Genomic DNA, 23,368 nt, shown 5'->3' with positions numbered 1-23,368 from the left:
CCGCACGCTCGCGTTCTTTCGCTTCGATCTGTTCGGCTGTGGGCTCGCAATCGTCCCCGCATTCCTTGAACATGACCGCCACATCGTCCAACGCATCCTTGTCCGGAGCGCGTGGCGGAGAAGTTTCGTGGCCACGGAGGACGCTTGAGAACGGCAAATCGCAGATGTGGCGCCACAGCCTCTGGATAGGCCCACCCATGGCGACCCCCTCTCATGAAGAGGAACTCGTGGCATCATAGCACGATTCACGCAGAAGGCCGTGCCGTGGCCGGGCTCCTCGAGAGGTAACGGTTCCCCAACGATCACTCCTCGCGGAACGCCCGCGTGATGTTGTCCGAGAGCGGCTTCGTCAGGTAGGAGAACACCGTGCGGTAGCCGGTTTGGATGAAGCTCTCCACCGGCATGCCGGGCATGAGTTTCAGCGTTCCCAGCCGCAGGCGTTCTTCCTCCGGGAGGGTGATCCGCACGGGATAATGCGCCGCCCCTGTCCGCTCATCAGTCACAAGATTGGCGGCGATGAGACTGACCTTTCCTTTCAATTCCGGCGTAGTTCGCTGATTGAAGGCCGAGAGCCGCAAGACCGTATCCAGACCCGGTTCGAGCTGGTCGATATCCTGCGGCGCAACCTTCACCTCAATGGACAGGTCGTCGCCCTCCGGCATGATCAGCATCAACGCATCGCTCGCATTGATGACGCCGCCGACCGTATGCACGACGGATTGATGGACGATTCCATCCTGGGGTGCACGGATATCGATCCGCTTGAGCTGGTCCTGCGCGCCGACCTTGCGTTCGACCAGCTCTGCCGTTCTTGCCTGAACCTCGCTGAGCTCCTTGGAGACTTCGCTCTTGAGATCCTGATCGATTTGAAGGATCTGCAGCGTCGTCTCGCTGATGCGTCCTTTGGCTTGGGCGACGGTCGAGATGAGCTGCCCGCGCTCTCCGCGAAGGCGCGTTTCCTCGCGCTTGAGGGAGGTCACTCGCGTGATGGGGACGAGGTTCTTGCGCCACAGTTCCTGCACGCCGACCAGTTCGTCCTGGATCAGCTTGATCTCGTCGGCCTTCGCCTCGGCCTGGAGGTGCGTGCCGGCGATCTGCTCCTGCAACTGCGAGACGCGCTCCTCGAGCTGCGCCTTCTGGCCTGCCCGCGAGTCGCGGCGGCTCTGGAACAGCCGTCGCTCGCTTTGCAGAAGATTCGCCAGCTCGGGTTCCGTCGAGCGCTGCGTGAGAGCCGTGGGGAACACGAAATTCTTGAGGCCGTCTCGCTCCGCTTCGAGGCGCGTGTGGCGCGCGGCCAACTCGTCCAGGCTTTTCGTCACCATCGCGAGGTTGGCCCTCGCCACCGTCTCGTCGAGGCGAATGACGACGTCRCCGGCGCGAACACGGTCGCCGTCGCGGGCGTGGATCTCGCCGACGACACCGCCTGTCGGATGCTGCACCTTCTTGACGTGGCTATCGACCACGATTGCGCCTGGCGCCAGGACCGCGCCGGACAATTCCGTCATCGCCGACCAGCCGCCAAGGCCGCCGACGAGACAGAAACTGGCGATCAATCCGATGCGCGTGTGCCGGCGGATCGACGAGCGGGCATCTTTTTTCACGGCGTTTTTCATGATGCTGCGCCTCTGTTCTCGACGATCTTCAACGGTGCGGTGGTCGGCGTACGCGGATCGGGGGATGCCGGGACCGGTCTCAGCGCCTTGCTCAGGACCTCCTCCTTGGGACCGAAGCCCTGGACACGGCCATCGGCCATGACGAGCACCTGATCGAGGGAGGCGAGAGCGCTCGGGCGGTGGGCGATGACAATGACGATGCCGCCGCGCGCCCGCACGCCTGTGATCGCCGCGCCCAGGGCCTGCTCACCCGCGTTGTCGAGGTTGGAATTCGGTTCGTCGAGCACCACGAGGAACGGGTTGCCATAGAGCGCACGCGCCAGTGCGATGCGTTGGCGCTGGCCGCCGGACAGCGAGGCTCCGACTTCGCCGACCTGGGTGTCATAGCCTTCCGGCAGATGCAGGATCATATCGTGTACGTTGGCGGCTCTCGCCGCCGCGATGATGGCCTGTGGGTCCGGGCTTGGATCGAACCGGGCGATGTTCTGCGTGACGCTTCCGGCAAAGAGTTCGACGTCCTGGGGCAGATAGCCCACATGCCGACCGAGGTCTTCCGGAAGCCACTGATCGAGGGCAGCGTTGTCGAGGCGCACTGCGCCGCGCCATGTCGGCCACACGCCGACGATCGAGCGTGCAAGCGACGACTTGCCGGAAGCGCTCGGTCCGATGATGCCAAGGCCGCTCCCCGCACTGAGCTCGAACGAGACGTCCTGGATGGCGAAACGCTTGCCGCCGGGCGCACCCGAACCGACATTCGTCAGCGACAGGCTTGAACGCGGCGCCGGCAGCTTGAGCGGCTCGCTGGACACGGCGTCGGTTGTCAATTGCGCCTTGAGGCGGCCCCAGCCTTGCCGCGCACTGACGAAACCCTTCCAGTTGGCGATCGCCAGTTCGACCGGCGCGAGCGCTCTCGACGTCAGGATGGAGGAGGCGATCATGATGCCGCCCGTCGCCTGACCGTCCACCACCAGATACGCACCGACTGCGAGCACCGCCGATTGCAGGAGCATGCGCAAGACCTTGGAGATCGCGCCAAAGCCGCCGGAGACGTCGGAGGCCCGCTGCTGATGAGAGAGATATTCAGCGTTGGCGTCTCCCCAGCGCGCGCCGATGCGTTGTGCCATGCCCATGGCGTGAACGACCTCGGCGTTGCGGCGCGCACTTTCCGAAATGCCGTTCCGGCGCAAAGCTGCGCTGACCGCAGACTTCGAGGCGTCGCGGGTCATCACCTCGGTGAGCAGCGTCATGGTCACCAGAACCAGCGCACCGCAAAGGGCCGTCATGCCAATCCAGGGATGAAACGCGAAGCAGACGAAGAGATAGAGCGGCATCCACGGCAGGTCGAACAACGCGGAAGGCCCGCCTCCCGACAGGAAGGCCCGAATCTGGTCGAGGTCGCGCAGGGGCTGCTGGCCGTCGCCTTCGGCTCCGGAGCGCAGGGGCGCGATCAATTGAGCCTGGAAGACCGGCTGGCTGAGATCCTGGTCGAAGGCCGCGCCGATGCGGGCGAGGATGCGGCCGCGGATCATGTCGAACAGGCCCTGGAACAGGTACAGGACGACGATGATCACGGAGAGACCGACGAGAGTTGGAATGCTCCGGCTCGGCAACACGCGGTCATAGACCTCCATCATGAAGATTGAGCCGGAGAGATAGAGCACGTTGATCAGGCCGCTCAGCAGAGCCACGCTCAGGAAGGCCCCCCGGCAGGAGGCCACGATGCTCAGTCGCTTTTTTTGGGGAGAGTGGGTCATGGAGAGAGCCTCGAGAAAGGGAGCGGTGATGCCGAACGCGTGTCGGTCGCCCTCCTGATCAGAGTGATCCCGGAGGGCGACCGTTCAGGCGGACCTCAGAAGATGAAGTCGGACTGATCGAGGTCTGACGCGGTCACGCCCTTGAGGACGAGGATGTCGTCGCCGTGGGTGATCGCCGTGTCGGCGCCGATCTGCACCCGGTGCAGGTCCGACAGGTTTTCCACGCCGGCAAGGCCGCGCACGTCGATCCTGTCTTCGCCGTCCCGGAAATCGGTGACGGTGTCGCGTCCGCCGTTCTTGTGGAACACGAACACGTCTGCTCCGCCGCCGCCGGCAAGCCGGTCGTTGCCACTCCCGCCATTGAGAATGTCTTGACCGGAACCACCGGAGAGCCTGTCGTCGCCCGCTCCCCCATAGAGCCTGTCGTCGCCGCCCTGGCCCTTGAGCACGTCGTGACCGGAACCTCCCTTGAGCGCGTTGTCACCCGCATTGCCGGTCAAGACGTTGTCGAGGCCGTTGCCTGTGCCGCTGAGGTTCGCCTGCCCGGTGAGAACCAGCTTCTCCACATGCGCGCCGAGCTTGTAGGAGACCGAGGAGCTGACGGTGTCGGATCCCTGGCGGGCAAATTCGAACACGCGGTCTTTCGCGTGATCGACCTCATAAACGTCGTTCCCCTTCCCACCCCACATCTTGTCGATGCCGGTGCCGCCGGAGAGGCGGTCGTTGCCCGACCCTCCGTTGAGCCTGTCATCACCGCCGCCGCCGTGGAGCCGGTCGTTGCCGGCCCCGCCATGGAGACGATCATGGCCGAGGTCACCGTTGAGGCGGTCATGGGCGCGACCTCCCCACACATTCAGGTCGGCGACGGGCGGGACCACTGGAGCCGGAATGACGTCAGTTCGAACGGGCGGTGTCGTATCCGGTTCGATCTGTGCGGTTTCCTCCGCGGGGACGGCGGTGATCGTCGCTTCGCGGATCGTGGGAGTGCCCGAGCCCAGATAGGTGATCTTGTGCTCGTCGCATTCAATCGTGGTCGTGCCATCGTCGTTATCCGACAGGGTATAGCCGGCCAGAGTCTTGCCTGGTGGCAGTTCGATGACATCGTTGGCGCGAAGCGTCCCGATGATCGTGTCATTTCCGCCGTTCGACCGGAAAACGATCCGGTGCGCGGATGCGAGAGCCGAGATGTTGACCGTATCGTCGGAAGCCGTTCCATCGATGGTGATGGTGCTGAAGTTCAGACTGGTGCCGAGGAAATTCCCCACCACCTCGATGGTGTCGCCCGCATCCACGCCGCCGGCCGACCCGCCGGGAGCGGTCACCTGAAGGGTGTTGACACGGATCTCCTCGATATTGTCGAGTTCGGCGACCACCGCCCCGTTGCGCGCAACGACGATCTCCGTGTTGACGTTCAGCGTCAGCCCAGTGATCGCCGCGATGGCGGCCGCGCGGCTGTAGATCGTGAAGGTCTCAGCCCCTGCCGATCCGTTGATCTGATAGGTGTCCACTCCGACGCCGCCATTGACGAGGTCGCGTCCATCGGTGCCGCCGGTCTGGATGATCGTATCGTTCCCGTCGCCGCCGTTGACCGTGTCGTTTCCGGCACCGCCGACCAGCACGTCGTTTCCGCTGTTGCCATTCAGCGTATCGTTTCCGCCATGTCCGAGGACGACGTCGGCCCGATTGTTCGCTCCGCTGACCGTCTGGGCGGCGTCCGAACCGTTGACGAGCGTGTAGTTGCTGCCGGCGAACCGGAGGAACTCGACTCCGTTCATAGTGTCGCTGCCATCGGTTCCGACATTGTCGGTAACGACCAGGTTCCCGCCGTTCAGCGCGAAATTGTAGTTGAACGCTGCGCCGGTGAAGCTGGCGGTGTCGCCCCCACCCAGGATGGAGTTGCCTCCGCCCTCGATGGTGTCGTTGCCTTCGCCGCCTGTGATGACGTCGTTGGCGCCGCTTCCGCGAAGGACATCGTTCCCGCCATTGCCGTTGAGGGTGTCGCCGAAGATCGTTCCATCCGCGATGTCGTCACCGGCGGTACCGTTGAACGTGTCGCCTTGCAGGAAGCCGGTCTGACCGTCCCAGTCGACGCCTACCACGCCGGTTGCCGCGGAGGTCACGGTCTCGGCGTTGCCCGCGCCGTCGGTGAAACTCACGATGACCTGGAGTCTCTGGCCGGCCTGAGGTCCGAATTGATCACCGGGGAGGTTGACGGGCGTGAACGTCGCGCCGGTCGCTCCCGCGATGTTCGTCCAGACCACGCCGTCGAGCGATTGCTGCCACTGATAGGCAAAGCTGCCAACGCCATTCACGTCGGCGATGCTGCTGGTGTCGACCGTCAGCGCCTGGCCCTCCGTGGGGGTGAGGTCGGAGATGACAGGCAGGCCGGTGGCCGGTTCGTTGATCAATTGATCGATGTCGAACTCGACCGTCCCGCCTGCCCCGTTCGAGAAGCGAAGCCGCTCGATGTTGAAGAGACGGTCGATGCCGTCCGACACCGGCTTCTCGCCCGCCCCTTCGACGTTTCCGACGGCACCGTCGACGAAGCCGCTGTGGTTGACGGTAACGCTGCCATCGGCATTGCGCGTGAAGGTGTAGTTGGTGACCACGTCCGTATAGACGGCCGTGTCGATATCCCCGGCCTCGTTGCCGTCGACAATCTCACGGACGATCTTCAGCTGGCCGGGATTCAGCGTCCGGTCGAACATGGATTGCTGCAGCGTCATGCCCTGGAAGTTCTGGACACCCGCGGGATTGTAGAGGTTCTCGGTCGCGACCCCGTTGACGACCTGATAGATCTTGGCGGTCATGCCGTCGGCACTTGCGATGACAGGGCCGGTCCCATCACGGTTCTGGTGGATCGCGATCCGGACGTTGAGCCATCGGTCGCCATCGATGATGTCGTTGCCCGCCAGCCCCTTGATGACGTCGTCGCCGCCGCCGCCGAGGAGGATGTCGGAGGCATCCGCCGTATCCATGACGATCAGTTCGGTTTTACCCGCGACCGTGATCGACGTGCGGGCGAGATGAGCCACCAATTGATCGAGACCCGCGATCAGTTGGACGTTCTTGTCGAGAAGCGCGTTCGAATAGGAGTCGAGCGGCGCGTCCGCACCCGGGATGGCGGCGGTTCCCGTTACCTCGGCTCTCGTGTTGACCGCTGCGACGCGGCCCGTCAGAACGTCATCGTGCTTCCAGCCCGAGAGACCTTCGACGAGATCGAACCGGTCGCGCAGGATGAAGGCCTCCTGGTTGGCGAAGAGCGGGATGCCGAGATCGGAGTTGGCCGCGACGCTGTCGCCTTTGTGAATGGCCCAGTCGAACCCCGCCATGCCGTTGCTGCGCTGGATGCCCAGGTTCTGGAACATGATGTCGTCGCCGGATTCGCCGTCATAGTCGGTGTCGCCGGTTCCTCCGTTCAGCACGTCGTGGCCGATGATGGTGGAATTGAACATCAGCTCGGAGTTCTCGCCCGCCAGCGTGTCGAAGCGATCTCCGCCCTCCAGCCAGTCGTCGCCCTCGTTACCGAGGAGGAAGTCGCCACCGCTGCCGCCGAGGATGAAGTCGTTGCCGGTCCCGCCGAAGGCTTCCTTGCCGTCCGGACCCGTGACGATGAAGTCCTGCCCCTCGTTACCGAAGATGAGCGCCAGGCCGTTGCCAGCATGGATGACGTCGTTGCCTTCGTTGCCGTGGAGGAAATCGGCCTCGCCGATGTCGGTGCCGGCATTGGTGATGATGTCGTCGCCCTCACCTCCGAAAACCTTGTCGACGCCGTAGCCGGCCTCGATGTTGTCATCGCCGCCCTTGCCCCAGATGGCATCGTCGCCGCCACCGGAGACGATGGTGTCGTTGTTCTCGGTGCCTCCGATGACAAAATGCTCGTTGCTGTTCACCCGGATGTAGCCCGCGACGGTCGTGGTGTCGTTCGGCCCGATGAGAACGCCGCTGGCATCGCGACGCTCGACAAGCTGCGTGATGACCTGCAGGGTCGGATCGTCCTGCGTCGGGTCGGCGCCCAGCTGCTTGGTCGGATCCATCTCGAGGATCGGCATCTCGAAGGCCGAGAAGAGATTGCCGGGAACGACCGTGGAATCCGGATCGCCGAGGTCGGTATTGCGCATGGCCAGTTCGGCGAAGGTATTGTTCTCGAGCTGGTTGAGGAGGTTGAGACCTTGGGTCCGCGACAGGTAGTAGAACCGATCCGCGTCCTGGAGATTTTCCATGGTCATTTCGAAGACGAAGCTGAAGCTCGACCCGAGCATGCCGCCGAACGCCATTTTCTTCTCGGCAAGTCCGCCGATCCAGAAATCGACGGTATTCAGACCGCTCTCGGCGCTCGCCCAGGTTCCGGTGCTGTTGAGGAAGTCCAGACGATCCAACGGGCTCTGGATCAAGCGGTCATCCGTCGGGATGGCCGGATCGCCATAGACGATTTGCGGTGTCCCGAACACGATCGCAACGGCGGCTGCGCGCTTCCCTTCCAGGGTCGTCTCCGCCGCGACGAGCGGATGGGTTCCATAGGCGGCGATGAAGTTGACGATGGATGCGGGGTTCTTCAGGTTGAGCGCGTAGTCCGTCCAGCTCTCATAGGGCTTGAGCTGGGTATCCTGCGTCGCATTAAAGAACTTCTCGCGTGCCGCATTCAGCGAAGGCGTGCCGACATCACGGCCGCGGGCGAGGTTGATGGTGGCAAGATCGAGCGGCAGGCCGAGCAGGTTGTTGCGCAAGGCGCCGGTCACGAACTCGTCGATTTCATTGCCGACCTGGCGGCTCATTCCGCGGATGATCGCACCGGCAGCGGCGTCCGCATCTTCCGCATTGGCGAATTCGAGCGGGTTCAGGAAGCCCTGAATGAGGCCGATATCGTCCTGCACGGGGTTGCCGTTTTCGTCGATGCTGATGCGCGCGATGTCCTCTCGCAGCATGGAATGGCCGAAGCGATAAACCACATGCGCAAATTCGGCCGCGATGTTCGGGTTGATGTCCACCGACGGTTCGAACACGAAGGCGTCGATATCGGGCTGCATCATGCGGCCGAATTCTTCGAAGACGAGGTGCTGGTACTCCATCTCGGTGGTGAACCGGCCGGCCTGGAAGAGACGCTCGCCGTCCCACACGAGGGCATCGATCGCGGCCTGATCCGTGGGAACCGAGCCCACGTCCACCAGCAGCCACTCGTTGAGGAACGCAAGATCGCCGGAGGCAAGCACCACATCCTTGGTGTGCTCGACGAGGCGGTTGTGCTCCGAATGGAAGACGTGGTGGACCGCCGTGAGGGCGATGTTCTCGTTGGCCCGGCCGTCGCCCGCGATGTAGTGGGCGTCCAGCATCTCGTTGTCGTATTGGGTGTTGTTGCCCCGCACGTCGGTCGGAACCGCATTGCCCGCGATATCATCGGCGTCGGCAACGAGCACGCCGCCGGCGCCGAATACGGGCACGGCCGTATGCGCGATATCGTCCAGGAACGCGTGACCGGTCAGAATTGCGCCGGCGGTGCTGACCGGCGCTGCCGGGCCACCTTCGCGGAGAAGATCGTCGGCCGTCCCGAGCTTCCCGTCCGGCCCGAGGCCGACCACGAGCTGCGGGTAGCCGTTCGCTCCGGGGATGAAATTGCCGTACTCGTCCGAGACAAGCAGCGGGATTTTGCCCACGTCGGCGTCGGTCAGTTCGATACCGAGCATGTTCCGGGCTTGCGTCTTGATGTCGAGCCAGGTCGCAAGACCGCCTTTGCTTCCCTCCAGCAGAAGTCCCGTGGCGATGGGCGTTCCCTCGGGGCCGGTCGTGTATTCCCGCATGAAGATCTGCTTCGACGCGGTCGACCCATAGGTCTGGTTCTGGTCGACCCATGGGGTCGTCAGGTTCGTCGGCGCGGCGACGTCGTCGGCGGTGCCGAGACGTCCGTCCAGGCCGGGGTTTACCGTGACGCGGGTGAGCGCCATGAAATTGGTGCGGCTGCCTTCGACATACAGCGGATCGTCAGGCTGAAGAGGTACATAGACGGTGCCGTTGCCGCCTTTGGCGACAAGATCGAGGCCGTGATCGAAGAACTGGCCGAAGATCGTCATCCAGCCGTTGAACGGTGAGGAGAGACCCTCGTCGGGCGCCACGTTCGGAAGCACGACGCTGACGCCGTCCATTTCGATGCCGTACACCGCGACCGCTTGGTGCAAGGCTGTGAGATTGGCTTCGGCCTTCGGCGATGCACTGTAGGTCGACCAGGCATTGGAGATGGCGGTCAGCGCAGGAGCAAGCTGCGCGCTCGGGATGCCGGCATGCTGCAGAGCCGTCATGATCGCCGCCGGATTGGCGAGCGACTGGTCCACGATGAGGTTCGAGATGATGCGCGGGTCCGCGTCGATCACGGTGCCGCTGCCGGCGCCCGGAACGTTCCCCGGAAGGGGGCCGGCATTGCCGTAATCGTTGTTCGTGTAAACGCCGCCTGGACCGAAATCCATGCTGTCGCCATCGTTCTCGTTGATGTAGGTGGGATCGAACAGGCCGGGAAACGGCTGATCGGCGGCTCCCCACATTTCGCGACCCGGCACGAGATTGTTGTAGCTGCCGTCGACGGTCCGCAGACCGTAGGGGAGAAGATGCGCCTGCGTCGGAACGCCGTCGGCTGTCACGTCGAAACCGCCCGCTTGTGCGACAAGCGTGGCCAGATCTCCGCCGGCGGCGTGTGCCTCGGCGATCTTGATCTGCTTCAGGATGAATTCGAGATCGTGTTTGACGAGACTGACCATGACGCTGCTCCACTCAACTGAACTATGACCACCCGCCATTGGGACCGGTCGTTCTGAATGGTGCGCGCGTTAAGGAGTGGTTTGCCATACGGACTGAAGTCCGATGGAGGTCTTAAGACCAGGCCGGGGATGGTCCTAGACCTTTTGTGACGGAGTTGCCGACCGGGCATGAATCCGCGGGGCAGAGGGGGACGCGGACCCCCTCGTGAAGCACCAGCCGATCCAGCTCATCGGGCTGTACGCTGCCCTGTTTCCCTGTAATGGACCGCCGTTGCAACGGAACCGCTTGATCTCTTGTCCAAATTGCGGCCGCTCGATGCCCTTCGCGAGACCTAACCCCTTTGGATAGGTTTACCGCATGTTATGGCGAACCTACGCTTTCAAAGCCGGGTCTGATCGCGGCTGAGGTACTCCAGAATTGCATGCCTCCTTGAAGACCGGCTCGACCGGTCCGGCGAAGCGTTTGTCCTGGCTGAGCGAAAGCCTGTCGCGACAGTTTCTCATCGTTGCCTGCCTCGTCCTCTCGCTGGGCATGTTGGCGTTGGGGACCTGGGTTACACGTCGCATCGAAGACGGCGTCGTCCAGACCTCGGCGGCGTCCGCGGCCCTCTACATCAACAACTTCATCGCCCCCCATTTGCAGGAGCTCAAGCACCAGAACGTGTTGTCGCCCGCGAGCGTCACGGCGCTCAACCAAGCGATGGCAAGGCCCGCTTTGCGAAGCCATGTCACGTCGATCAGAATCTGGAAGCCGGGGGGATTGATCGTCTACAGTTCCAATCCCGACCTGATGGGGCGACATTTCCCTGCCAATCCGTACCCGCGTCGCGCGATGACCGGCGTTCTCACCGCCGAATACGGCCCTCTCCATCATGAGGAGGACGCCGCCGAGACATCCGGCGACCCGTTCCTCGAGGTCTATGCCCCCATCACGGACACCGACAGCGGCGATGTGATCGCGGTGCTGGAATTCCACGAGCGCGCCGAGGCCTTGACGGCCCATCTCAAGGACGCCGAATGGAACAGCTGGCTGGCGACGGGCCTCGTCACGGTCTCGATGTTGGCCGCCTTGTTCTCGATCGTCTCGGAGGGCAGCAAGACCATCGACGAACAGCGCTCGGCACTGACAGAGCGGGTCACGGAACTCTCCGAACTGCTCCGCCAAAACGAAGGCCTGCGCGCAAGGATCCAGCGCGCCGCGCGAAAGACCACGGAAGAAAACGAGCGGATGATGCGGCGTCTCGGCTACGATCTGCATGACGGGATCGCCCAGCTCATCGGCCTCGCCCTCCTGCGGCTTGGCTCCCTGACGCCGGCCGAGAGAGACGAAGACAACGTCGCAAAAATTCAGAACGCCCTGTCGGACGCCCTCGAGGACGTCCGCCATCTCTGCAAGGGTTTCCTTCTCCCGGAGATCCAGGGCATGAACCTGCGCGAGGCGTTGCTGTTCATGTGCAGCAGTCACGAGAAGCGGACCGGGACGATCGTCGAATGCAGGATCGCCGAACTGCCTGACAAAACCCCGCAGGCCGTCACGACGTCGCTCTGTCGTTTCGTGCAGGAGGGCTTGACCAACGCCTTCCGCCATGCGGAAGCCAAAGGTCAGGAACTGATTGCATCCTGGGACGGCAAGGCGATCACAGTGGAGGTCAGGGATTCGGGTCCCGGCCTCAATCCCTTGCATCATCCCGGCAAAGAGGGCGGATTGGGACTGATGGGATTGATGGATCGCATGGAAAGCATCGGCGGGGTGATGTCCATCCACACGGGTTCCGGCGAGGGAACGCAGCTCCGGGTGGTGCTGCCCGTCGCGGTGGGAGAAACCGATGGACGGTAGGATCAGGGTTGGCATTGTCGACGACCACCCGCTCTATCTCGACGGAATCATGTTCGCGCTCGGGAGCGAGCCGGATATCGAGGTCGTCGCGCAGGGAAGCTCGGCAGATGACGCCGTCAGGGTTGCGCGCGATGCCGCTCCCGACGTGTTGCTCCTCGATCTGGGGATCCCTGGAGGGGGGCAGACGGCCATCGAGAGAATTTGCGTAGAATTCCCTTCAATCCACATCCTCGTCTTGACGATCGAGGACACCGAGGACCAGGTCTGCCGGGCGCTGAGCGGGGGTGCGCAGGGGTACCTGTTGAAAGGCGCAAGCAGCACCGAGCTCGCCGAGACCATTCGCATGATGCACCGCGGCGAACGATACGTTCCGCCGAATTTCGCTGCCCGCATTCTCATGAACTTCGCGCGCACGACCGCGAGCGCGCAGATGCCGTCACGGCCATGGCCGGACTTCTCGTCCCGAGAGGAGCAGATCCTAGCGATGATCGTCAGGCAGATGAGCAACAAGACGATCGGAGATGATCTCGGCATCAGCGAAAAGACGGTCAAGCATTATGTGACGAGCATCTTCCAGAAGCTCAATGTCCGGACGCGGGAAGAGGCTGGCTCGCTCGCCTCAGCAAGGATCACCCTGATGAGACAGGACTTGCCCTAGCAGGAAATCAGCACCGGCTTCGGCGAGAAAGCACAGGCTTCCCGCCGATACTCATGCTTTGGAGGTAACCCTTCAGCGGCCAGAAAGCGACGAGATCGTCGTTTCGTTAACGATATGTTTAGCCTAACTTTTGACCGGTAGAGTATGAGTAGGCGTCCATCGTGCGTATGTTTTTGAAAAAACTGACGGGGCAGCGCAGGGGAAGTTTCCGGGTGGGAGACTTCGCCAGAAAGTTCCTCTCGCAGCTCTTTGCATCAATCCCGCACCCCTCCCCTATCCACCTCCCCGCTCCGATTTCCGCATTGGCTCCGAGTCATCGAAAGCCGGCGCGCATCTTCGCTCCGCAGGCTCCGAACCGGAACGGCGTTCGGAGGCGGGCCTCATGAGCATCCGAGTCGCAGCCGTCGACGATCATCCGCTTTACCGGGGCGGCATTCTCTTCGCGCTGGGACGCGAGTGCGACATGCTCGTTGTCGGCGAAGGCTCCTGCGCGAGCGATGCGATCCGGATCGCCGGCGAACTGGCGCCGGACGTGATCATTCTCGACATGACCATGCCCGGCGGCGGGATGACTGCCCTCGAGATCATCGCGCGGGAAAATCCTGACGTGGCGGTCCTGGTCCTGACGGTCGATGCCCACGAGGAGCAGGTGCTGGCCGCCTTGAGGATTGGGGCGCGGGGATATCTCCTCAAAGGGTCGGGCGGGACCGAGCTCGTGAAGGCCGTGAGGCAGCTCAGCGAAGGCGAATGTTATGTCTCGCCAGAGCTCGCCGCGCGAATGCTCACGCGTCTGAGCGTGCCCGCCACCTCTCCGGCCCATGCGGAGGGCGGCTTTTCCGAATTGTCATCGCGGGAAGAGCAGATCCTGTCGCGTCTCGTCGAGGGGTTGAGCAACAAGGAAATCGCCAACCGGCTTATCCTGAGCGAGAAGACCATCAAGCATTATGTGACGAGCATCCTGCAGAAGCTCAAAGTCCGCAATCGCGTGGAAGCTGCGATCCTTGCGTCCGAACGCAGCGCGAGCCGAATGCGCCCGGACGGCCGCGGGCAGGTCCGATTGGTTTAGTCCCATCCGGGTCGGCGGCCGGTCAAACTCACCGCGCGACCTTTCGCAATTGTGCCGGACGGGCCGGTTCCTGAGGAGCAGCCCTGCCTCCCTGCGCTTGAATGGGCTCGCGCGCCGAAAGCTCGACGACGAGAACATCCTGCTTCGCGTCGCAGAATTCGGCGACGACTTTCGCGAATCCGTTGAGTGCTTCCCCTGCCATCGCGGTCTGTCCGTCGGGGCGCAGGTCGCCGATCACCCAGACGGTGTGGCACTTGGCAAGCACCGGAGCGATCGCGCGGAGCCCTCCCTCCAGAAGCTGCCTGAATTTCTCCCGATTGGCTCTGTTGTCCTGCTCATGCGCGGCAATCAGCGGACCGATATCGTCGATGATGAGCACCTGGGCCTCGCTCCAGCGCCAGAAATTGATGTTCGGCGGGCCGGGATCGTCCGCGAAATGCGGATTGGGAGGACGGGCGGCGCATTCGAGGAGCCGGTCCATGCTCAAGTAGCGCACCCGTCTCTTCCTGAAAGCGAATTCCGTCCCGATGCCGGCGGCGATCGCGGTCCGGCCTGAGCCGATCGGCCCTCCGACGATGACCTGATAGGGGCTGGCATCCGGCGGGGCGCCTTGCTCGATGAGATTCTGGAGCTGCTTTGCAGCATCCGCGCCAATGGTCCGCTGTGCGTCGGCCAGTCGGAAGAGATAAGGGAGCGCCGCCTTCTGCCAGATGATCTTCTGCCGCAGCCAGGGCGGCGCGCACACGATCGCGAGGAGCGCCAGCACGATGAAGCCGAGCGCGCTCCACGGGGCGCTCTGATGGAACGCGAAGCCGATGCCGAGCCCCATCACCATATAGGCCGTGGCGATGATCGCATTGTCCCGCAGGAGCTTGCGGTCGAGGGGAAACAAGCCCGTCGCCCCGGCTTCCGAACTGCGATAGGCGCGGTACTCCCAATAGGAGACGGCCATAGCACCGAGCACAAAGCCTGTGACAGCCGACCACGACGGGTCGATCCCGATGTACGGGAGGCCGTAGCTCGCGAAGAAGGCAAGACCGAACAGGATTACGATGCCGAGGCAAACGTGCCCCATCTGATCGGCCATCCACGTATACGAATAGGTCGAGGCGCTCTGAACCTCCTTGCCGTAGAGGTCCAGCCAGAACTGGGTCAGGAGTTCCTTGGCGGTGACGTCGGGACCGCGGGGACCGTGTTTCGGACCCGCTTTCATGAGATCGATGACCGACACGATGTCCTCCTCCCCGCTCCCTCGGAGTCATTCCGAAGCAATGCTCGAAAATGGGACTCGAAAAGACGCAACCATGCGAACAGGGTAACGACGGATCGCCCAAGCGACCTGCCCGCTCCGAGGCGATCGCGCAGCGCGCGACCGGGTACTGACACGCACGACGTGTCGCGATGGGCACCATCGACGACTAGGCAATATGCGGCCAATCGGAGACTTCCGGTAGTTGGAATTTAGGGTTGCCCGGAAACGGGCGGACATTGGCACCGCCGCGTGTCGCACACCCAGTGGGCCGCTCGATTTTCCCGACGGTCAGGCCAAATTCCCCGCAACCAGCTTCGCTTGAAGGCGTTTGGCAAGGATCCGGATGTAAAATCGGAGAAGAAAACCAGCGGCATCGTCATGACGACTCGGGCGTCACGCATTCAGGAGAAACGGAACGCCGATATCGTAGGCCAGGTCGTAGCCCTGACGCCTGGACACAGCCTCGCATTGTCGCTGATCGAGGTCTCGATGGCTTTCGGCGAGGGCGATACCGGGTTGTCCCTCCTGAAAGAAATCGCGGAAGACCATGATTGCTACGTCGGCGAATCCGATGTTCTCGGCGTCACGATCACGAAGGTCCAGCCTCGGTAAGGCCAAGCGGATCCACCGTCCGCGGAGCTAGTCGATGAACGTGACGGTCGTTCCCTTCCGCACCATCTGGGCGAGTTCCTCGGCATCCCAATTCGTCAAACGGGCACAGCCATGCGAATAGGTCTTTCCCACCTTGTCGGGCTCCGGTGTGCCGTGGATCCCGAATGAATCGACGGAAAGGTCGATCCAGACGCTCCCGACCGGGTTGTTGGGCCCAGGCTTGATGACGAATTTCTTCTCGGCCTTGACGCCTTTGAAACCGTAATCCGGGTTGTAGGTATAGGTAGGATTTTCGGCGACGGCGCTAACCGTGTAGGTCCCCTCCGGAGCGGGTTTCTCCTTGCTCCCGATCGAGGCGGGATACACCGCCACCAACTGGCCGTCTTCTGACAGGGCGCGCAGGACATGCTGGCTCTTGACCACCTCGATCCTGGCGACCTTCTGCGTCGCCTTATCCGGCTTTGGATCCAAGCCGACATTGGCCACGACAATCGACGTTCCCGCCTTCTCAAAACTCTTGCCGGGGTTCAACGCCTTCAATAAATCCGAATCCATGTGAAACTTCTCAGCCAGCAGTTCCAGCGGCCCGGTATAGCCGAGCCGATCGAGGTCCGCCTGATCCTCCAGCTTGTCCGGGATCTCCTTGACGAAAGGGCCCTTCACGTCGCCGTCGCTGATCTTGTATTCGATCACAGCGGGATCGGACGAGCTCTCGGTCAATTTGGCCCATACCTCGTCGTCGATGACGCCGTCGACCTTCAGATCTCGCGCGCGCTCGAAGGCTTTCACCGCGTCCTGCAGATTGTCGCCGTTGCGCCCGTCGATCACGCCAGGCGAGAAACGCGCGCGGTCAAGCAGGACCTGAGCCTTGATGAGAGCCGGGTCGATGCCCTTCAGGCTTTTTGTGGATCGGTTCGCATTGTTCACCTTGTCCAGATCGAGAGTCTTCGATGCCGGGGCCGCGAGCGCTGGGTGGACCAGGACTCCGATTCCGAGAAAAGCAAACGCCCACAACCTCATTTCAATCTCCTGATCGCCTCTTCGACAGACAAGTAGCCACGGGTTTCTGCGTTCCCAAGATCATTGACAGATGCGGAAATCTCCTTTGCGCACGCGCATGTCCACGTGGAGGTGATCCGCGTGGTCGGCATCGGCGCCCGGCCCCAGCACGGTGGTGAAGATCGGGCATGCGCCTTTCTGGATGGCCGATTGAAACGCCTCCTCCGTCGAACCCTGGGTCTGAAATGCGATGGCGAGAGGAGCGCGCGTACCAAACTCCAGGCCCATGATGTCGAGCGCCTGGCCCGTGGCGTGCTCGCTCATTTTCCCTCCGGAGCGTTGGCTCCGACATTGATAGGACGTTCCGATCAGGAGTTTCGTCGGCTTTGCCTTGAGCTGCCGATCCGCCTCGGGGACCACAATTTCCTTGATCCACCGCACGAGGCTCTCGGCGGTTCCGCAGGTCATGAGCGACGATGGCGAGAGAGCGACATCCCCCGGAAGCGACGACACCATGACGGGATTCTCGACCGTGCACGAATTCTCCTGGATGGCTGGCCGGGTCTCGAAGCGAACGCCCATCGCGGTGAGATTTTCGACGCAACCGTCGGATTTTGGAGCCTCGACTTTCGTTGCCTGCGGCTCCGCCGGTGCGGACGGGACAGCCGGCGTGTCAGGACGCGGCGGCGGCAAGGGCGGGACGCTCTCCTCGGCAGCGGCGGTGAGCATCGACATATTGACGAGAACGATCGCGAGGACGCCGAATCCCGCCACACCTCGTCGCCGACGCCACCGCATAACGCCCCCATCCTGAAAACCACGAAAATCGTTGCTCAGACATAAGCCCGGATGATCGCAGGCGTTCCGCGCCGACCGTTGGTCATGGGGATTCAGGAGGTCGCCAAGGTCCTTGGGGTGGTTTACTGGGCGATATAGCCGCCATCGATGACGAGTTCGGCGCCGGTGACGAATTTCGACTCGTCGGATGCGAGATAGACCACCGCATAGGCGATATCGTCGGGCTCGCCGATATGACCGAGGGGATGCAAGGCATCCGCGGCGCGACGTCCTTCCTCGACGTCGCCGTGCTCGCCGAGATAGTTTTCCACCATGGGCGTCCAGATATAACCGGGGTGGATCGAGTTGACGCGGATGTTGTAGCCGGCCTTGGCGCAGTGGAGCGCGGTCGATTTGGTATAGAGCCGGACGCCGCCTTTCGAAGCGCAATAGGCACCGAGATCCGGCACGCCGACGATGCCTGCGATGGACGAGAGGTTGATGATGGAGCCCCGCGCCGGCTGGTTCTTTTTCATGGCCCGGATCGCGTGTTTGGTGCCCAGGAAAACGCCGTCGAGATTAATGCTCATCAGCCAGCGCCAATGTTCCAGCGTATCCTCCTCGGGCGGAGATCCCGTCGCGACACCGGCGTTGTTCACCAGCACGTCGAGACGGCCGAACTTTCCGCAAGCTGCGCCGATGACCTGCTCCCACTGCTTTTCGTCCGACACGTCATGATGAAGATACAGCGCCCTGCCCCCGGCCTCGACGATGGACTTCGCGAGAGCGTCACCCTCCGCATCCTTGATGTCGGTGACGACGACGGCCGCTCCCTCCCGCGCCAGCATCCGCGCCGATGCCTTGCCGAGCCCGAGGGCAGCCCCCGTGACGATCGCAACCTTGTCTTCCACGCGGTTCATGGGATGTCTCCGGTCCGGCCGGGATTTTGACCCTCATATTGCGGTGTGACCCGCAGCCGACGTTGCGAAAAATCAACGCTTCCCAGACCCTTGGCGATCAGTCTCTGGCGGTGCGTGCCCCGGCTGGCGGGCCTGAAGGCGTGGGGCCATGGATCACTCCCATCGTTTCGTCCGCTTCTTTCGCGATATCGGGCTCGAGGACGTGGCGCTGGTCGGCGGCAAGAATGCTTCGTTGGGTGAGCTCTATCGCGAACTCATGCCCCGTGGCGTGTTGGTTCCGAACGGATTTGCCGTCACGGCCGAAGCCTATCGCCACGTTCTCGATCACGCAAAGGCGTGGCCCCGGCTCCGCGAAATCCTGGGAGGGACCGATCCCGGGGACGTGGCCGATCTCGCGTCGCGCGCCGCCGAGGCCCGTGACCTCGTGTATAGCGCGGCGTTGCCGGATGATCTCGAGGGCGAAATCCGCGCGGCCTACCGTGAGCTTCGCGAGGAATACGGTCCCCAATTGACCGTCGCCATCCGCAGCTCCGCCACCGCCGAAGACCTGCCAACCGCGAGTTTCGCAGGTCAGCACGAAAGCTACCTCAATGTATCGGGCGAGACGCAGGTTCTGGCCTATGTCCGACGTTGTTTCGCCAGTCTCTTCACCGATCGCGCCATCCGCTACCGGCTCGACCGGGGTTTCGACCACTTCAAGGTCTTCAACTCGGTCGGCATCATGAAGATGGTCCGGGCCGATCTTGCGTCCTCGGGCGTGATTTTCACCATCGGCACCGAGACCGGCTTTCGCGACGTCGTGTTCATCACCGGCTCCTACGGGCTTGGTGAAAACGTGGTGCAGGGAGCGGTCGATCCCGACGAATTCTACGTCTTCAAACCGACCTTCGAACGCGGTCACCGGGCCATCCTGCGACGCGCCCTCGGCAGCAAGAAGATCAAGATGGTCTACGCCGCCGGCGGCGCGCATCGGGAGACGCGCAATGTCCCGACCGACAAGAAGGAGCGCGAGCGCTACTGCGTCGGCGACGAGGACGTTCTCACCCTCGCCGACCAGGCGATGCGGATCGAGGAGCATTACAGCGCCAAGGCGGGCATGGCGCGTCCCATGGATATCGAGTGGGCGAAGGATGGACTCGACGGCAGGCTGTACATCGTCCAGGCGCGGCCGGAGACGGTCGTGTCGCAACAGAAGCGGATGACCCTCGAGGAATACCGCCTGGAACGGACCGGCCTGGTCAGGGTCGAGGGACGGGCGGTCGGCTCACGGATTGCAACCGGACGGGCCCGGCTGATCGCGCACCAGGCAGAGTTGTCCCAGTTCCAGCCTGGCGAAATCCTCGTTGCAGATTCCACCTCGCCCGATTGGGGAACCGTGATGAAGACCGCCGCGGCGATCGTCACGAACCGCGGCGGACGCACGTGCCACGCCGCCATCGTGGCGCGCGAGCTTGGAATTCCCGCTATCGTCGGAACCGACAGCGCCACAAGGGCAATCAAAACGGGCGACCTCATGACGGTCTCATGCGCCGAGGGCTCGACCGGCCGTGTCTATGAAGGCGAATTACCTTTCGTCGTGGAACATACCGACCTGTCGACCATGGCCCGCCCGGCAACGAAGATCATGATGAATGTCGGCGAGCCCGACACTGCGTTCGGGCTGAGCTTCCTGCCCAATGACGGGGTGGGCCTCGCGCGAATGGAATTTATCATCACCGACGATATCAGGGTCCACCCGATGGCGCTGGTGCACCCCGAACGAGTCTCCGACCCGGCCGATCGCGCGGAGATCGAACGGCTGACGCAGGCGTATCCCCAGCCTGCGGATTTCTTCGTCGAACGGTTGTCGGAAGGCATCGGCACGATCGCGGCGGCGTTCTATCCGAAGCCGGTGATCGTCCGGCTGTCCGATTTCAAGACCAACGAATATGCAAGCCTGCTGGGTGGGAAGGATTTCGAGGCCCGGGAAGCAAACCCGATGCTGGGTTTTCGTGGTGCGTCACGCTACGCTCACCCGGCCTACGAAGCCGGTTTCGCGCTCGAATGCCAAGCCCTGAAGCGGGCCCGCGAGCATCTCGGATTGACGAATATCAGACCGATGGTCCCCTTCTGCCGCCGCGTGGCGGAGGCAGAGCGTGTCATCGCCAAGATGAGCGAGTTCGGTTTGACGCGGGGCGAAAACGGACTGGAGATCTACGTCATGTGCGAGATCCCCAACAACGTCATCCTGATCGATGATTTTGCGAAGTGCTTCGACGGCTTTTCGATCGGATCGAACGATCTCACGCAATTGGCGCTCGGTGTCGATCGGATTCGGAGATCGTGGCTTTCGATTTCGACGAGCGGGATCCGGGAGTCCTGAAACTGATTCAGCCTGCGGTCGAGGGCGCGCGCCGAAACGGCCGCCATTCGGGCATATGCGGGCAGGCACCTTCCGACTACCCGGAAATGGCCGCCTTCCTGGTGCGCCTCGGTATCGACTCGATCAGCCTGAACCCCGACAGCGTCCTCAAGACGACAATGCATGTGCTTCAAGTGGAACGGGAGCTGGGTCGTAGCCCCGCGTCCTGAAAGTCGCAAGAGAACGTGCACCCTCAACGCACTGAGACGAATGCTCAAAACATGGCGGGAGGGCTTCGCTAAGCCTTCCCGCCGACTTGCAGGCCGATCTTTTCAGGCTGTCTTGATGTCGATCTTCTTTTCCTTCTTGGCGTCCTCGGATTTCGGCAGCGTCACCGTCAAAACCCCATTCTTGAAGGTCGCGGCGATTTTCTCGGCCGGCGTGCCCTCGGGGAGCGGGATGGAGCGCTGGAACGATCCATAGCGGCGTTCGGCAAGGTAGAAGTTTGGTTTCTTCTCTTCTTTTTCCTCCCGCTTCTCGCCCGATATGATGAGATTTCTGTGCGAGATTTTCACCTCGATGTTCGTCTCGTCCATGCCGGGCAATTCAGCGGTCAGACGATAATTCTCGGGCGTTTCGACGAAATCCATCGCCGGCTCGAGGTTGCGTGCGGTGCGCCAGAACGTTTCGACGTCAGGAAGTCCCAAACGCGTTGGAAAGGCCATGAGACCGCCGCTGAACTCATCGAACAAGCGGTCCATATCCCGACGCAGGCGTCCGACCGAATCCCAGGCGCGACGCGGTTCAGGGGAAGCGTCGGGTTCCTGCTTCACAGGTATTCCTCGCATTTCAGCCATGACGACCTCCTTCATGTTGGTTAACTCGCGGCACAACCTGCCAAAAAATCCGGTTCTGGGAATTGCGTTTGCTCAATGCCTGCGAACTGGCCGAGATTTGAATTACGGCGTTATCGACAGGAGATGGGCGCCTCGCCTGAACGAGACGCCCCTTCCACGATCGATGGAGCGATCAGGCAGACCGCGTTCCCGAAGCGCCGAAAAGCCGCCAGAGCTCGCCTGCTGCGAGCACCGCTACCGCGAGACCGATTGCCACATGGGTCCACATGGCGGGCGTATTTCCCGAGAAGCCGAAGGCCCACGGCGAGGCGGCCGCCCACAAGCCCGCGAACAGGTTGACCCATTCTTCCCAATCATATGTCTGCACGGCCGCCATCACGGCCACGACTGCGATCACGCCACCGGCAATCCAGGTGTTCCAGGTAGTGGAGGTGTCGGTGCTCATGCCAAGGAACCAGGGCGAGGCGAAAAGGGCCACGCCGAGGATCAGGTTGCCGACGTTCAGAGCGACGTCCTCCGTCCGATTGGTGATGGTCCTCATCCGACTCTCCCTCTTACTACGGCGGGGCAGGAAGTGCCCACGCCGTGACAGGAAACAATTTTAAGCTGTTGAAACAGCGACAGTTTTGATAAAAATCAATGGCGCGGATGCGCGGCTGTCGCATCAGGCGCGCGCCGCCTCGGGGCCGACCGGCGCGAGATGCTGGAGGAACCAGTCGGCGCCAGCGAGGACGACCGCCTCCAGGGCTCCCGGCTCCCCGAAGAGATGCGACGCGCCCGGGACGATCGTCAGCCGCGTGGGGCACCGCATCCGGGCCTGCGCGCCCCGGTTCAGCGCCAGGACTTCGATATCGGCCCCGCCGACGATCAAAAGCGTCGGCGCGCGAACCTCCGGCAGCGCATCGTCTGCGAGATCCGGGCGCCCGCCGCGCGATACCACGGCCATCACGTGTTCGGGCGCGGCCGCCGCCGCGACGAGAGCGGCCGCCGCGCCGGTGCTTGCTCCGAAAAGCCCGATCGGAAGCGAAGCGAGATCAGGCCGGCTTTTCAGCCATTGGACGGCATCGACGACACGTCCTCCCAGCAGCGGGATATCGAACACGTTCCGACGATCCTGCGCTTCCCGCTCGGTGAGAAGATCGAAGAGGAGCGTCGCGAATCCTTCCCGGTTCAGCCGCGTGGCCACGAGCGTGTTTCTCGGACTGAGACGGCTCGATCCGCTGCCATGTGCGAAGACGATCAGCCCACGGCTGGACGGCGAGACCGTCAGCGAGCCGGGCAATCGGGAAGTCCCGACAAGAATATCTCGTGTGCGGTAGGACCCAACCATGGAGGCAGCTTACAGCCCAGCCAGCTACGCATGTTGATTATCGTCAATGCAACGTGTCGCGGTTTGGAACTCAGCAGCCGCATCCCGGCAGCCCGCCCTCGACGAGCGCGACGAGCCGGTCGAGAAGTTCGCATTGGCTGGGCAGAAGCTTTTCGCGTGCTGAGGAAAGGGAGAACCATTCCGCACGGTCGATTTCAGGAAAGGCCTGCATCTTTCCGCTTCGCGGTGGCCATTCGATCGTGAAGGTATTGCTGTGGATGGCGCTCGTATCGAGTTCGCCCTGCATCGCAAAGGCGGTAACCGCCTTGCCGCTGCGCTGCACGATGGTTCCAAGCGCCCGCATGGGCCCGCTCAGTCGGGTCCCTAGTTCCTCTTCGAATTCGCGTAAGGCCACCGATGCGGGGTCGTCGTCCGGCCCGTATTCGCCTTTCGGGATCGACCACGCGCCGAGGTCCTTGTTCTTCCAGAACGGCCCGCCCGGATGCACGAGGAGAACGAGGAGTTCCGCGCCCGTGTGACGATAGAGGACAATCCCCGCGCTTTTCACCGCCACGGCCCGCCTCTTCGATTTCCATGCGCTTTCGATTACGTATCAGATCGGGCGCGCGC

At 62.8% G+C, this 23,368-nt stretch carries 15 protein-coding genes and 1 pseudogene; 5 read left to right on the top strand and 11 right to left on the bottom strand.

Going from position 1 to position 23,368, the window contains the following annotated elements; translation table 11 throughout:
* Nucleotides 1-302: 302 nt before the first annotated feature.
* The 3 genes from AC1DVM_RS12510 to AC1DVM_RS12500 form a co-directional block, all read right to left on the bottom strand.
* Nucleotides 303-1,601, bottom strand: a complete 1,299-nt coding sequence (locus AC1DVM_RS12510) for an HlyD family type I secretion periplasmic adaptor subunit (protein WP_477254762.1) — start codon at nt 1,599-1,601, stop codon at nt 303-305.
* Nucleotides 1,602-1,609: 8 nt separating this feature from the next.
* The gene (locus tag AC1DVM_RS12505) at nt 1,610-3,367 is read right to left on the bottom strand and encodes a type I secretion system permease/ATPase (RefSeq protein ID WP_477254761.1); all 1,758 of its coding nucleotides are present in this window, start codon (nt 3,365-3,367) and stop codon (nt 1,610-1,612) included.
* A gap of 95 nt (nt 3,368-3,462) precedes the next feature.
* Nucleotides 3,463-10,110 (bottom strand): peroxidase family protein, encoded by a 6,648-nt coding sequence (locus AC1DVM_RS12500; protein WP_477254760.1) that lies wholly within the window; start codon nt 10,108-10,110, stop codon nt 3,463-3,465.
* Nucleotides 10,111-10,540: 430 nt separating this feature from the next.
* On the opposite strand from AC1DVM_RS12500, the gene AC1DVM_RS12495 reads away from it, so the two are divergent.
* From AC1DVM_RS12495 to AC1DVM_RS12485, 3 genes are all read left to right on the top strand, one after another.
* Nucleotides 10,541-11,947: a sensor histidine kinase gene (locus tag AC1DVM_RS12495; protein WP_477254759.1), complete on the top strand. Its 1,407-nt coding sequence runs from the start codon at nt 10,541-10,543 to the stop codon at nt 11,945-11,947.
* Nucleotides 11,937-12,605 (top strand): response regulator transcription factor, encoded by a 669-nt coding sequence (locus AC1DVM_RS12490; protein WP_477254758.1) that lies wholly within the window; start codon nt 11,937-11,939, stop codon nt 12,603-12,605. The genes AC1DVM_RS12495 and AC1DVM_RS12490 overlap by 11 nt, the downstream gene beginning before the upstream one ends.
* 382 nt (nt 12,606-12,987) lie before the next feature.
* Nucleotides 12,988-13,671 (top strand): LuxR C-terminal-related transcriptional regulator, encoded by a 684-nt coding sequence (locus AC1DVM_RS12485; RefSeq protein WP_477254757.1) that lies wholly within the window; start codon nt 12,988-12,990, stop codon nt 13,669-13,671.
* A gap of 28 nt (nt 13,672-13,699) precedes the next feature.
* On the opposite strand, the gene AC1DVM_RS12480 is transcribed toward AC1DVM_RS12485, so the two are convergent.
* A complete protein-coding gene (locus AC1DVM_RS12480; protein ID WP_477254756.1) occupies nt 13,700-14,902 on the bottom strand; it encodes a hypothetical protein in 1,203 nt (400 codons plus the stop codon).
* A gap of 339 nt (nt 14,903-15,241) precedes the next feature.
* Here AC1DVM_RS12480 and AC1DVM_RS12475 point away from each other — a divergent pair, with 339 nt between their 5' ends.
* Nucleotides 15,242-15,535, top strand: coding sequence for a hypothetical protein (locus AC1DVM_RS12475; RefSeq protein WP_477254755.1), 294 nt, complete (start codon nt 15,242-15,244; stop codon nt 15,533-15,535).
* 27 nt (nt 15,536-15,562) lie between these two features.
* On the opposite strand, the gene AC1DVM_RS12470 is transcribed toward AC1DVM_RS12475, so the two are convergent.
* The 3 genes from AC1DVM_RS12470 to AC1DVM_RS12460 all read right to left on the bottom strand — a co-directional run bounded on the left by AC1DVM_RS12470 (nt 15,563) and on the right by AC1DVM_RS12460 (nt 18,231).
* The gene (locus AC1DVM_RS12470; protein ID WP_477254754.1) at nt 15,563-16,555 is read right to left on the bottom strand and encodes a L,D-transpeptidase family protein; all 993 of its coding nucleotides are present in this window, start codon (nt 16,553-16,555) and stop codon (nt 15,563-15,565) included.
* 60 nt (nt 16,556-16,615) lie between these two features.
* Nucleotides 16,616-17,332, bottom strand: a complete 717-nt coding sequence (locus tag AC1DVM_RS12465; protein ID WP_477254753.1) for an extensin-like domain-containing protein — start codon at nt 17,330-17,332, stop codon at nt 16,616-16,618.
* Nucleotides 17,333-17,454: 122 nt separating this feature from the next.
* A complete protein-coding gene (locus AC1DVM_RS12460; RefSeq protein WP_477254752.1) occupies nt 17,455-18,231 on the bottom strand; it encodes a glucose 1-dehydrogenase in 777 nt (258 codons plus the stop codon).
* 148 nt (nt 18,232-18,379) lie between these two features.
* Between AC1DVM_RS12460 and ppsA the strand changes: the two are divergent.
* Nucleotides 18,380-20,802, top strand: a pseudogene (ppsA, locus tag AC1DVM_RS12455) (phosphoenolpyruvate synthase).
* Nucleotides 20,803-20,904: 102 nt separating this feature from the next.
* On the opposite strand, the gene AC1DVM_RS12450 reads toward ppsA, so the two are convergent.
* The 4 genes from AC1DVM_RS12450 to AC1DVM_RS12435 form a co-directional block, all read right to left on the bottom strand.
* The gene (locus AC1DVM_RS12450) at nt 20,905-21,429 is read right to left on the bottom strand and encodes an Hsp20/alpha crystallin family protein (protein WP_477254751.1); all 525 of its coding nucleotides are present in this window, start codon (nt 21,427-21,429) and stop codon (nt 20,905-20,907) included.
* Nucleotides 21,430-21,601: 172 nt separating this feature from the next.
* The gene (locus AC1DVM_RS12445; protein ID WP_477254750.1) at nt 21,602-21,970 is read right to left on the bottom strand and encodes an SPW repeat protein; all 369 of its coding nucleotides are present in this window, start codon (nt 21,968-21,970) and stop codon (nt 21,602-21,604) included.
* Nucleotides 21,971-22,093: 123 nt separating this feature from the next.
* Nucleotides 22,094-22,711, bottom strand: coding sequence for a dienelactone hydrolase family protein (locus AC1DVM_RS12440; RefSeq protein ID WP_477254749.1), 618 nt, complete (start codon nt 22,709-22,711; stop codon nt 22,094-22,096).
* Nucleotides 22,712-22,829: 118 nt separating this feature from the next.
* Complete coding sequence (locus AC1DVM_RS12435) at nt 22,830-23,312, bottom strand: NUDIX hydrolase (RefSeq protein ID WP_477254748.1); 483 nt, start codon at nt 23,310-23,312, stop codon at nt 22,830-22,832.
* Between the last annotated feature and the right edge of the window lie 56 nt (nt 23,313-23,368).

The sequence above is a fragment of the Microvirga sp. P4_A5 genome, assembly GCF_056402495.1.
The sequence above is the reverse complement of the archived record's forward strand: the minus strand, read 5'-3'. Positions and strand labels throughout refer to the sequence as shown.